The organism is Pedobacter sp. AK017 (assembly GCF_014200825.1).
Classification (GTDB): domain Bacteria; phylum Bacteroidota; class Bacteroidia; order Sphingobacteriales; family Sphingobacteriaceae; genus Pedobacter; species Pedobacter heparinus.
The window spans coordinates 287,970-300,562 of record NZ_JACHCW010000008.1 but is presented as its reverse complement, the minus strand read 5'-3'; the positions used below and the strand labels follow the sequence as shown (position 1 = coordinate 300,562).

Genomic DNA, 12,593 nt, shown 5'->3' with positions numbered 1-12,593 from the left:
ATATAGTATTGTGTCTTATTAACATAAGAAATTAACAACTGTTGATAACACAGGTTTAACGGTTATAAAAGAAAGTTCGTATTGATCCTTGAAAAATATCCTTGTGATATTTTATCCTAAGGTTTTTTAACCGGTAATTTTAGTCGTTTTGGGCGGCCAGCAGGTACAGGACAGCCATACGTACGGCAACCCCGTTTTCAACCTGCTCCAGGATGATGGATTGTTTGCTGTCGGCTACGTCACTGGTGATCTCTACGCCACGGTTTATCGGGCCGGGGTGCATGATCACAATTTCTTTATCCAGATTGTCAAGAATCTGTTTGTTCAGTCCGTACATCATGGCATATTCTCTTAAAGAGGGGAAGTATTTGATGTCCTGTCTTTCCAGTTGTATGCGCAGCATATTGGCTACATCGCACCAGTTCAGGGCTTTGATCAGGTTGTGTTCAACTTTTACACCTAAACTTTCAATGTGTTTTGGGATCAGGGTAGTGGGGCCGCAGACCATTACTTCGGCACCTAATTTTTGTAAGCAAAGAATATTGGAAATGGCTACCCTGGAGTGCAGGATATCGCCAACGATCACTACTTTTTTTCCGGCCACATCGCCAAGCTTCTGCCGGATTGAAAAGGCATCCAGTAAAGCCTGTGTTGGGTGTTCATGGGCACCGTCGCCAGCATTTACAATCTGGGCTTTAATGTGTCTGCTCAAAAACTGACCTGCACCCGCATAAGGGTGTCTCATCACTACCATGTCTACTTTCATAGCCAGGATATTGTTTACAGTATCTATCAGCGTTTCACCTTTACTTACAGAAGATGAGGATGCAGCAAAGTTGACCACATCGGCCGAAAGTCTTTTTTCTGCCAGTTCAAAAGAAAGTTTGGTCCGTGTGGAGTTCTCAAAAAATATATTGGCAATGGTGATGTCCCTTAATGAGGGCACCCTTTTTATGGGCCGGTTAATCACATCTTTAAAATTATCTGCAGTCTCGAAGATCAGTTCGATATCATTCCGGTTAATATCTTTGATGCCTAAGAGATGTCGGGTTGATAATTTTTCTACTGCCATATTATTTATTGCTTTCTGATATTAAGATAACTTTGTCTTCTCCTTCGGTTTCCTTCCAGCTCACCCTTACCATTTGCGAGTTCAGGCTGTCCACCTGGTGCCCTATGTAATTCGGTTCTATAGGCAGTTGTCGGGAAAACCTTCTGTCTATCAACACCATGAGCTCTACTTTTGCCGGCCGGCCATAAGCCAGTAAGGCATCCATTGCAGCCCTGATGGTACGGCCGGTCCACAAAACATCATCAATTAAAATGATGTTCTTGCCTTCAATGATAAAATCTATGGTATTGCTGCTTGCTGAGACCAGCCCGTCTTTCCGCCTGAAATCGTCCCTGAAAAAAGTAATGTCAAGGTTACCTTTCAGGATCGTACTTTTTTTCAGGACTTCTGAAAGTTCATTTTTTACCCTGTCGGCAAAATAACTGCCACGGGGCTGTATACCTATTAAAGCAGTATTGGAAAAATCGTTGTGGTTCTCAATTAATTGATGACAAAGTCGCTTAATTGTGATCTGGAATTTTTGACCGTCTAGCAGTGTTCGTTTTTGCATTGACTTAAAGATTATGCAAATATAGCCAAAAAGTTGTAACCCCAAATGTATAAAGCAGGTTTAATTGCAAATGGCATAAAACAACCAGGTAGCTTGTTGTGCGTAAATGTTTTAGTGCTGAATTTAATTTGTTAAATATTTTTTACTGTAATTTACCTTCATCAGGTCGTAGCGTTTAAATTGCATTTTCAGTCTGTTCAGAAAATCATCATAATTGCGCTTTTCTTTAGGACTCCATAAAATTTCACTTAAGGCATCCAGGCGCGGGAAAAGCATGTATTCCGCTTTTGCCGGATTGGCAATATATTCAGACCATAAATTGGCCTGTCCGCCCCAGATGTATTGGGCTTCATCAGCACTAAGCACAGCCGGAACGGGTTCATAATCGTATACCGTTTTTAAAGGCAGGTATTTATTGGCGGTAAGCGAATCATCTTTTAAAAACTGACTATGGTTAAAGTACATCATGTTTTCGGGTGTCATAATTACCTTATGCTGCTGCTTTGCAGCAGCTATACCCCCTTTTTCACCGCGCCAGCTCATGACTATAGCATTGGGTGCCAGTCCACCATCTAAAATTTCATCCCAGCCGATAATGGTTTTGCCTTTACTGTTCACAAATTTCTCAATCCTGTGGATGAAATAACTTTGCAGCGCACTTTCATCCTTCAGCCCATTTTCCTTCATGATCTGTTGTGAAAGGGCAGATTGTTTCCACCATATTTTCGAACCTTCATCGCCGCCAATATGGATATATGGAGAAGGGAAGAGGTTCATCACTTCAGTTAAAACCCCCTCCAGAAATTTAAAGGTGTGATCGGTAGGTTGGAACACATTGTTGAATTTGTTAAAAATACCCCAGGTTTGGGCCACTTCGTATTTTTTGGAAGGTTCAGTGCCAAATTCAGGATAGGCGGCCAGCACAGCCATACTATGGGCCGGCATCTCAATCTCGGGGATGACATTGATATAACGATCGGCTGCATACCTGATCACTTCTTTTACCTCTTCCTGGGTATAATAGCCGCCATAGCGCAGGCCATCATTGCCGGTTCCGGGGTAAAGACCTATAATGCTACCATTTCTCCAGGCGCTTATTTCGGTAAGTTTAGGGTATTTTTTAATTTCAATTCTCCAGCCATGATCATCAGTAAGGTGCCAATGAAAGTTATTGAGCTTATGTAAAGCCAGGTAATCGATGTACTTTTTGATAAAGGAGACATCAAAAAAGTGCCTGCTTACATCCAGGTGCATGCCGCGATAGGCGAAGCGTGGGTAATCCACAATTTCTAAGGCTGGTATCGAGAGCGATTTGCTGTTGTTCTTTTCTGCAGGGAACATTTGGATCAGCGATTGGATGCCGTAGAAAACTGCTTGTGGGGAATTGCCACTCAGCTTGATACTCCGAGGATTTACCGTAAGCGTATATTGGCCTTCTCTTGGATTTTTTCGCGGATCGATACTGAGACTGATAACCTGATTACTTTCGGCGGATGATTGTTTTAAGTCAAAACCATAGTAGTTTAAAAGGTATTCATTGAGGAAGTTTGCGGATCTGGTTAAAGTATCGGCCAGAAGTTGGGTTTGAGGGCTGATGTTAAAGAATGCTTGTTCAATGCCATATTTGAACTGAACGGGCTGTGGAATGATGTTATTGAACTGCGAACTGGCTGATTTGGTAAATAGGATACAAGTTAGTAGAAGTCCTGCGGCTATTTTTTTCATAAAAAGGGTAATTGGTTGATCAATTGCGTGTGGATGCAAAATACAAAAAAGATTTGATCAGGGCAGGACAAAAAAAAGCCCCTCGGTAAAGAGGGGCTTTGAATATACTATAGTTAAAAGAAACTAGCCTTTTTTAGCTTTGTTTTCTTCACCTTCCATTTGTTGTTTCAATTGTGCAAGCACACCTAAATCGCCCAATGTAGATTTTTCAACTGAATCTTTAACTTTTTTAACTGCGCTGCTTGAAGCCTTAGCTTCTTTTTTCTTAGCGTTTCTTTCTTCAGCAACAGCTTCAGCTTTAGCCTCTTCCCAGATACGGGCATGAGAAACAACGATACGTTTGGCATCTTTGTTAAACTCAATGATTTTGAAGTCATTGGTTTCTTCAGCTTTGATTACAGAACCATCTTCTTTCGCCATGTGTTTAGTTGGCACGAAACCTTCTACACCATAAGGTAAAGCAATAACAGCACCTTTATCAGTTACTTTAACAACAGTTCCCTGGTGAATTGAATCTAAAGTGAAGATAGTTTCAAAAGTATCCCAAGGGTTTTCTTCCAGTTGTTTGTGACCTAAGCTCAGTTTGCGGTTATCCACGTCCAGTTCAAGTACAACTACGGCTAATGTATCACCAACTTTAGTGAATTCGTTAGGGTGGTTAACTTTTTTAGACCATGAAAGATCAGAAATATGGATCAGACCATCGATGCCTTCTTCGATTTCTACGAATACACCGAAATTGGTCATGTTTTTAACTACTGCAGTATGTTTGCTTCCGATCGGATATCTTTCAGCAACGTTTTGCCAAGGATCCTGAGTCAGTTGCTTAATACCTAAGCTCATTTTACGGTCTTCTCTGTCTAAAGTTAAAACTTCAGCTTCGATCTCATCGCCAACTTTCAGGAATTCCTGAGGGCTGCGCAAGTTTTGTGACCATGACATTTCTGATACGTGGATCAATCCTTCAACACCAGGAATGATTTCTAAGAAAGCACCGTAATCAGCAACAGTAACAATTTTACCTTTCACTTTAGAACCAATAGCCAGATCAGCATTTAAAGATTCCCAAGGATGTGGTGTCAATTGTTTTAAGCCTAATGCAATACGTTTCTTCTCATCATCAAAATCAAGTACTACAACATTGATTTTCTCGTCTAAGCTCAATACTTCTTTTGGATGCTCTATGCGGCCCCATGAAATATCAGTGATGTGAAGCAGACCGTCAACCCCACCTAAATCGATGAATACACCGAAGTCAGTGATGTTTTTAACAGTTCCTTCCAATACCTGACCTTTTTCAAGTTTAGATACGATCTCAACTTTTTGGCTTTCTAAATCGTCCTCAATTAAGATTTTATGAGATACAACTACGTTTTTAAATTCGTGGTTAATCTTAACAACTTTGAATTCCATTGTTTTACCCACGTATACATCGTAATCGCGGATAGGTTTGATGTCAATCTGAGAACCTGGTAAGAAAGCCTCAACACCCATGATGTCAACGATAAGACCACCTTTAGTACGGCTTTTAACAAATCCGTTAATGATTCTGTCATTGTCAAGGGCTTCATTGATAGATTCCCATGATCTTTGGGTTTTGGCTCTTTTACGAGACAAGATTAACTGGCCGTTAGCATCTTCAGGGGCTTCCACGAAAACGTCAACTTTGTCGCCAACTTTCAAATCAGGTGTATCGCGGAATTCAGAAGTAGATACCAGGCCGTCTGATTTAAATCCTACGTTCAATACCACATCTTTGTTGTTGATTGAAACAACAGTACCGCTGATGATTTCACCCTGAGTGATTTGATTGAAAGTATCGGTATACATGTCTTCAAACTTTTTACGGTCTGCATCACTGTAATTACCGAATGCTTTATCATCTGCATCCCAGTCAAAATCCTGATCTGGAGTTGCCAATGATGATTTGATCTGTTCGATCGATACTGAATCAGCTTCTGACTCAATAGTTTCTTTCTCGGAGAGACGAGCGTCTGCACCTTGAAGTTCGGCTGTTTTAGCCTCTAGTTCTTTTTCTGCTACTTGTTTTTTAGCCATTAAAATTAAATCTCCTTTTCCCGTGAGGGACGGCAAAGATAGAAATTAATAATTTTACAGCAAAGATTTTTTTGATAAATGTTGTTGATTTAGAACAGATTGTATCCCGGATAGTTGTTTGTACACCAGACCTGCGCTTCATTACAGCCGGCCTTTATAAAAAATACAGACCTTAGTCGGTCAGAAACCTTCGGTAATTCAGGTATCATGTGCGTTGTATCGTCCTCTGTTTATATTTTTTTAAAGATTTGTAAGAGGAGGTTGGCTGGTTTGCCAATTTCAGCATAAGTTTACTTAAATCAGAAAGATGTTTTAAGAAAATTTTATGGAAAGAAGTGGTTTAAATAATTATTCTCCTCCTGTTGGCAGTTTGCTGACTTATTTGAATGGTCATCTAAATTTATCGCAGGAATTTAATGATGCCCTCAGGCGGATGCTGGGCGCAGAAACTTTGGCTGCTAAACTTGATGTGGTCAAATTCGGGGAAGTTTGTGTAACAGCTAACTGGATAGAAAGAGGTTATGCACGCTTCTTTAAAAGGGTGGCAGATGACAATGGCATATTGACCGACGTAACGATTGATTTTTGTCGGTGGGGGAGAATATTGGTGATACCGGAATGTTTTTTTAACGGACAACCTTGCGGTTACAATGCTGAAATACCAAAAGGGTCGGTTATCGTTCCCTTTTCTAAAAATTGCTTTGATACCTTTAAACTGTCTGCTCCCGAGGCAGAATCCCTGGCCAATAAAATTCTTTCGCTGGAAAGAGCAGAAAGTCTGGAAAAAAGGGAGTTGATGAAAATGAAACCAAGACCCAGATACGATGCATTTTTGAGGATTTTTGGAAGGGAAATAGAACAATATTTTGCTGTAAAGCAGATTGCGAGCTACCTGGGCATGCAGCCTTCCTATCTGAGCAGATTACGTAGTGAGATTAAAAAGTATCCCACTGATCATCTTCAAAATAAAGTATCTGTAGTCATTTTTTTATTACTCACAAGTAAAATAGATTTGTTATTTAACTAACAAAATTAACTATGTGTATGCAATTAGACGAAATCGATGCTAAAATTCTGTTTCACCTTCAAAAAAATGCAAAAATACCGATTAAAGAAATTTCTTGGAGGATACATTTGTCCCAAAGCGCTACCCTTGCAAGGATAAAAAATCTTGAGGAAAATCAATATATTCAGCACTACGCAGCGGTGCTGAATAAAAGTAAGCTAAATAAAAAGCTGATTTCTTTTACCGGGTTGCAATTGAGAGCACATGCGCAGGATAATCTGATCAGTTCATCGCGGCTCATCAGTGAATTTCCTGAAGTGATCAATTGTTACATAGTAAACGGAGGTTTTGATTTTTTGTTACACATTGCTGTTGCTGATATGCAGGAATACAATTCATTTTATTTAAATGCATTGTTAAAAATTAAAAATATTGAGACGGTCAGAACTTTTTTTGTGATTGACGAGTTAAAGGACGACAATAGCGTTGACCTGAGCAATTTGTTTAAGATGTATTCCGGTAAATCGCTAAGATTAGATTGATTAGCTGGTTAATCCCGAAAGATTAATTAGTTTAGTCCAATTAATCAGTTAAATGGAAAGCAGACGAGATTTTATCAGAAAGGCCGGTTTATTAACCGGTGCGCTGGGCATTGCAGGTATATTGCCCGCATCTATCCAAAGGGCAATGGCCATTGATCCCAGGCCGGGTACTACCTTTTTAGATGCTGAACATGTTGTTTTTTTAATGCAGGAAAACAGGTCGTTCGATCATGCTTTTGGTAGTCTTAAAGGGGTACGGGGTTTTAATGATCCAAGAGCAATTACCTTACCTGATCAATATCCTGTCTGGTTGCAGCGCAATAAAAAAGGTGAAACTTATCCGCCGTTCAGGCTTAATATTAAAGATACCAGGGCGACCTGGATGAGCGCCCTTCCACATTCCTGGGAAAATCAGGTAGACGCAAGAAACAACGGTAAATATGATGGCTGGCTGGAAGCAAAAAGGTCAGGTAATAAAGCCTATGCTGATATGCCCCTAACGATGGGGTATTATAACCGCGAAGATATTCCATTCTATTATTCCCTGGCTGATGCCTTTACCGTTTGTGACCATAATTTCTGTTCTGCACTGACAGGAACAAGTCCTAACCGGTGTTTTTTCTGGACGGGCAAGATCAGGGAGCAGCAAAATGCAACATCCCTGGCACATCATTCCAATGGATATATCGATGGTGCTGAAAGGCTTTCATGGAGCACTTTTCCCGAGCGTCTTTCCAAACACAATGTAAACTGGAAAATATATCAGAACGAACTGAGTGTAGATGTGGGGCTTGAAGGGGAAGCAAATGGATGGCTGTCTAATTTTACAGATAATGATATGGAATTTTTCAAACAATATCATGTAAAAAGGCATCCGGAGCACCTTGTTTATCTGCGTAAAGCCAAAGTTCAGCTCGAAGAACAATTCAAAAATAAACCCGACCCCAAGCTAAAGGAAAAACTCGATTTTGTAACCGGTGAAATAAATTTTTTGGAGATCAATACCCTTGATACCTTAACACCTGAACAGCGTGATCTGCATAAAAGAGCCTTTGTTACCAACAGGAATGACCCCGACTTTCATCAGCTTGAAACCATTACCTACAATGACAAGGGTACAGAAAGAACTGCCAAAATTCCAAAAGGAGACGTATTACACCAGTTTCGTACCGATGTAGATGCAGGTAAATTACCTGCTGTTTCCTGGCTTGTTGCGCCCTGTAATTTCTCTGACCACCCAGCTGCCCCCTGGTATGGTGCCTGGTACCTTTCGGAAACAATAGACATCCTGACCAAAAATCCTGAAGTATGGAAAAAGACAATTTTTATTCTTACTTATGACGAAAATGATGGGTATTTTGATCACCTTCCACCATTTGTGGCACCCGATCCAAAAGATCCTGCAACCGGGAAAGTATCAGCCTCATTAGACAGTAGTGCAGAATACATTTATAAAGGAGCCGACAGCAACAGGAAAAGTCCGGTAGGTTTAGGTTTCAGGGTGCCAATGGTGGTGGTTTCTCCCTGGTCAAGAGGTGGATATGTAAATTCCCAGGTATTTGATCATACCTCTTGTATCCAGTTTTTAGAGCATTTTTTGAGTCATAAAACAGGTGAAAAAATCTATGAAGACAATATTAGTTCCTGGAGAAGAAGCCTGTGCGGCGATTTAACTTCTGTATTCAGGCCTTATAACGGCGAAAATATACCTTCACCAGAGCCAGTGCAGCGCATACCATTCCTAACGGGTATTCATAAGGCTAAATTTGAAAAGCTACCTGACAATTTTAGATCGCCGGATAAAAACATCGTAGCGGATATCCTTAAAAGTCCAATACTGAATCCGAACCTGGCCCGGCAGGAAAAAGGGATTAAGCCTGCCAATACCATACCTTATGAGTTATATGCAAATGGTGTACTGGATGTTGCAAATAAACAGTTTAAAATTGATTTTACAGCAGGTGACAGGTTTTTTGGCGCCAAAGCCAAGGGTGCCGGTTTCATCGTTTACGGAGCAGACAACAACTGGTCGTTTACTGTTGATAAAGGCGATACCCTAAGTTATCAATGGCCATTGCACAGTTTTCAAGACCAGGCCTATATGCTAAAAGTTTACAGTGCAAACGGCTTTTACCGCTGTTATAAAGGGAATGCAAAAGATCCTGAAATTGCGCTAACTTTAAGTTACCAGACGGAAAAAAATAGCCATCGGGCATCCGGCAATGTTTTGTTGCACATTAAACGTTTGGCCAAAGGCAGACAGCTTAAACTGACCATAACCGATAACAGTTACGGGAAGGCAGCAGTCCATGTTGTTTTAAATCAGGAACAGCATGAAATATTTGTTCCACTCGACATTAAAGCAAATCATTGCTGGTATGATTTTACAGTTACCTTAGCACAATATAGCAGCTATAGCCAGCAATTTGCAGGACATGTAGAACATGCGGGAGAAAGTTTTACCGATCCCTTAATGGGTAATGTGATGTAATCCTATGCGTTTTCCAGATCGGCAATGATCAGTTTCTTCATTTTCATCAATGCCCCCATGGCGCGCTGGCCACGTTCAGGATCTGTCATCAGTTTACCCAACATTTTAGGAATAATCTGCCAGCTGATGCCATATTTATCTGTCAGCCAGCCACAGGCCACTTCATGTCCGCCATCTGCAGTAAGTTGCTCCCAGTAGTTGTCAATTTCTGCCTGTGTATCACATTCTACTACCATGGATATGGCATCGTTAAAGCCAAACCCGTGGTCTTCAGAGCTATCCATAGCCATTGCGGTAAAGTTATTGATCTTAAATTGTGCATGTTTTACAAAATCAGTGCGTTCCCCGTCTTTTTCATCATACTTCATGATGCCCTCAATATGGGATTGCGGAAACAGGCTGGCATAGAAATGAACTGCTGCTGCAGCCTTGCCGGCACTGTTGCCGGTAAACATTAGGGTAGGACAAAATTTCTGAAAACTATCTTCTTTACGGCCTGTATACAGTTGCCAGGAAATACCATATTTGTCTACCACCCAGCCATATTTAGGGCTCCAGTCGTAACTGTCAATGTCCATTAATGCATTTCCGCCTTCAATTAATTTGTTCCAGTACTGTTCGGTCTCTTCAGCTGTGGAGCACATCACCATGAACGAGACAGAGGGGTTGGGAACTGAGCTGGGCCCGTCATTAAGTAGCATAAACTTTTGTCCGCTCAGCTCAATCTGTATCACAAAAGGAGAGGTTTGTGCAATTCTGCCTGCTCCAAAGGTTTTGATATAAAAATCTGATGCTTCCGCAATTTTACCTTTTAGTGTAAGGCATGGATAAATGGAATTGTTCATGACATTTCAAATTTGGTTTTTTAATAAAGTAAATATACGGGCTCTATAAACAATAAACGCTTGTAAAAGCGACATTAAGAGGGGTGGAATGCGACAAAAAAAGACCTGGCATTTTGTAAATAATTTAAAGGCTATTTACGTTAATCTTGTATCTTTATAAAAACAAAAACCATCTGTTAACATGAAAAGATCTGTTTTATTTTTCCTTTTATTGATCTCCTTCTCGGGATATAGCCAGACTACGATCAACAATTACAAATACGTACTGGTGCCCGAAAAATTCAGCTTCCTTAAAGAAGTGAACCAATATGGATTAAATACACTTACCAAGGCACTCCTGGAAGAAAAGGGCTTTACTGTCTATTTTGACAATACACAATTGCCGGCCGAAATAGCCACTAACAAATGCAGGGCATTAAATTTCGAACTGTTACAAAGGAAATCAATGTTCACAACCAATCTTACCCTTTTATTAAAAGATTGCCAGGGCAATGTTATTTTTAAAGGTAAGGAAGGTAAAAGCAGGGAGAAGGAATTTGAAACTTCCTATAATGAGGCTTTAAGAGAGGCATTTAAGTCATTAAATGAAGTTCAGTATGTTTATAGTGAAATACCCGCACCACCGGCAGTTGCAACCCCTGTTGCTGTGCCCGCCACTGCAGCGGTAAACGAACCGGTAAGCAGTACTGCAACAGCAGTACCGGCAGCGCAGGTAACCGGTACCTTATATGCACAGCCAACAGCCAATGGGTACCAGTTAATAGATACCGCCCCTAAAATTGTTTTAACCCTCTTAAAAACCTCGGTGCCGGATTATTTTATTGCAGGTAATGAAGCGGCGCAGGGCATTGTATTGAAAAAGAATGAGAGCTGGTTTTTTGAATACTATCAAAACGATAAGCTTGTTTCAGAAAAACTGGCTATTAAGTTTTAGCTACCCCATATGAAGGAAGTAGTAGTTATGCAATCCGCGCTTTAAACTTATCGCGATAATCTTTAGGGGTCATACCAGAGCTTTTTTTGAACAGTTGTCTGAATGCTTTTAAATCATTATATCCTGAGTTCAGCATAACTTCCAGAATACTTTGATTGGTTTGCTCCAGCAGCTTTTTAGCCTTTTCTATCCGGGTTTTCTGTAAATACGCGATCAGCGTATTTCCTGTTGCCTGCTTAAAACGGCGTTCAATATTTCTGCGGCTTGCCGGAATATGCTGCAAAATATCTTCAACTGTTGCTGCTTTATTATAGGCATTTTCTATGCACAACTGGGTTTTAGTCACCAGCTCATCACCATGATCCCGGGTCGGTATAAAAGTACCGAAATAGCTTTGCTGTTCCCGGTTCATGTCTATTGCAAACACTTTGGCCGTCCTCACCGCAATTTCCCTGCTGGCATAATTATGTATCAACTTAAGCAATAAATGAAAAGTACTGGTGGCACCCCCGCTTGTATATATGCCCTGATCGTAGGTAACCACCTCGTTGGGCCTTAAATATACATCAGGAAAGCTGGAAGCAAAGGAAGTACTGGCATGAATGTGTGTGGTCGCACTTTTGCCGTCCAACAGGCCGCTGGCTGCTAATAAAAAGGCACCAGTACAAAAACTGGCCAGTTCCACACCTTTTTGGTGCTGTTGTTTTAACCAGGGCAGGAATTCAAGGTTTTCCTGAATGGCGGCAGACATGTCCGCCGTACCGAAGGCGGGGATCAGCACCAGGTCCTGTGTGTTTGCCGGATTTAAAGGTCGGGGTTTATGCGTGTTAAAAACAGGTACTTCATTGTTGCTGTTGGCAGCGTAAAGTATGCTCAAATTAAAAAGGGCCTCTTGTCCCTCGGCCTCGTAATAACTATTTACAGTATCAAATACATCCAATATAGCCGCTACACTTAACAAACGATATTTATTGGTCAATAACAAAGCTACTTGTATCATTTCATTCGGGCTTAAACGAAATGCAAATTAAAAAAAAATCATGCTTTTACTGTTTTTTCTTTTTACATGACACCCTGAAAATCAAAAGCCACAAATTATAGACATAAAAAAGGCCGCCTGCTATGGATGATGCAGACGGCCTAAAACTACATTTGTAATTATTATTTACCTGATTTTTTAGTTTCAGCTGGTTTAGCCTCTGCTTTAGCTGCTTTTTTAACTGCTTTTTTGTGATGTTTTGGTTTTGCAGTTTCAGTTGTAGCTGTTGCAGGTTTTGTCGCTGGAGTAGTGTTTTGTGCAAATGCGCCGAAAGTTGTTGCAACTAATGCTAACGCTAAGATTGTTTTTTTCATGTTTATAATTTTTTAGT

At 40.6% G+C, this 12,593-nt stretch carries 11 protein-coding genes; 4 read left to right on the top strand and 7 right to left on the bottom strand.

The window, feature by feature from the left end; all coding sequences use genetic code 11:
- Nucleotides 1-139: 139 nt before the first annotated feature.
- The 4 genes from HDC92_RS13720 to rpsA form a co-directional block, all read right to left on the bottom strand.
- Nucleotides 140-1,072 (bottom strand): aspartate carbamoyltransferase catalytic subunit, encoded by a 933-nt coding sequence (locus HDC92_RS13720; protein ID WP_012781335.1) that lies wholly within the window; start codon nt 1,070-1,072, stop codon nt 140-142.
- Nucleotide 1,073: 1 nt separating this feature from the next.
- On the bottom strand, nt 1,074-1,622 hold the full coding sequence (gene pyrR / locus HDC92_RS13715; protein ID WP_012781336.1) for a bifunctional pyr operon transcriptional regulator/uracil phosphoribosyltransferase PyrR: 549 nt from the start codon (nt 1,620-1,622) through the stop codon (nt 1,074-1,076).
- Nucleotides 1,623-1,745: 123 nt separating this feature from the next.
- Nucleotides 1,746-3,347: a beta-N-acetylhexosaminidase gene (locus tag HDC92_RS13710; protein WP_183875283.1), complete on the bottom strand. Its 1,602-nt coding sequence runs from the start codon at nt 3,345-3,347 to the stop codon at nt 1,746-1,748.
- A 123-nt stretch (nt 3,348-3,470) separates the two neighbouring features.
- Entirely contained in the window at nt 3,471-5,405 is a 1,935-nt protein-coding gene (rpsA, locus tag HDC92_RS13705) for a 30S ribosomal protein S1 (protein ID WP_012781338.1), read from the bottom strand.
- Nucleotides 5,406-5,730: 325 nt separating this feature from the next.
- Between rpsA and HDC92_RS13700 the strand changes: the two genes are divergently transcribed.
- From HDC92_RS13700 to HDC92_RS13690, 3 genes are read left to right on the top strand one after another with little or no spacing between them, the layout of a single operon-like run.
- A complete protein-coding gene (locus HDC92_RS13700; protein ID WP_183875281.1) occupies nt 5,731-6,432 on the top strand; it encodes a hypothetical protein in 702 nt (233 codons plus the stop codon).
- A 17-nt stretch (nt 6,433-6,449) separates the two neighbouring features.
- The gene (locus HDC92_RS13695) at nt 6,450-6,953 is read left to right on the top strand and encodes an Lrp/AsnC family transcriptional regulator (protein WP_049772218.1); all 504 of its coding nucleotides are present in this window, start codon (nt 6,450-6,452) and stop codon (nt 6,951-6,953) included.
- Between the two features lie 52 nt (nt 6,954-7,005).
- The gene (locus HDC92_RS13690) at nt 7,006-9,444 is read left to right on the top strand and encodes a phosphocholine-specific phospholipase C (protein ID WP_183875279.1); all 2,439 of its coding nucleotides are present in this window, start codon (nt 7,006-7,008) and stop codon (nt 9,442-9,444) included.
- A gap of 2 nt (nt 9,445-9,446) precedes the next feature.
- Here HDC92_RS13690 and HDC92_RS13685 read toward each other — a convergent pair whose 3' ends face one another.
- Complete coding sequence (locus HDC92_RS13685) at nt 9,447-10,289, bottom strand: VOC family protein (RefSeq protein WP_183875277.1); 843 nt, start codon at nt 10,287-10,289, stop codon at nt 9,447-9,449.
- Nucleotides 10,290-10,470: 181 nt separating this feature from the next.
- On the opposite strand from HDC92_RS13685, the gene HDC92_RS13680 reads away from it, so the two are divergent.
- Nucleotides 10,471-11,223: a hypothetical protein gene (locus HDC92_RS13680; RefSeq protein WP_183875275.1), complete on the top strand. Its 753-nt coding sequence runs from the start codon at nt 10,471-10,473 to the stop codon at nt 11,221-11,223.
- A 25-nt stretch (nt 11,224-11,248) separates the two neighbouring features.
- Here the strand turns inward: HDC92_RS13680 and HDC92_RS13675 are convergent, their stop codons facing one another.
- Together HDC92_RS13675 and HDC92_RS13670 are read right to left on the bottom strand one after the other, a co-directional pair.
- A complete protein-coding gene (locus HDC92_RS13675; RefSeq protein WP_012781344.1) occupies nt 11,249-12,223 on the bottom strand; it encodes a GlxA family transcriptional regulator in 975 nt (324 codons plus the stop codon).
- Nucleotides 12,224-12,384: 161 nt separating this feature from the next.
- On the bottom strand, nt 12,385-12,576 hold the full coding sequence (locus tag HDC92_RS13670; RefSeq protein WP_183875273.1) for a hypothetical protein: 192 nt from the start codon (nt 12,574-12,576) through the stop codon (nt 12,385-12,387).
- Nucleotides 12,577-12,593 lie beyond the last annotated feature (17 nt).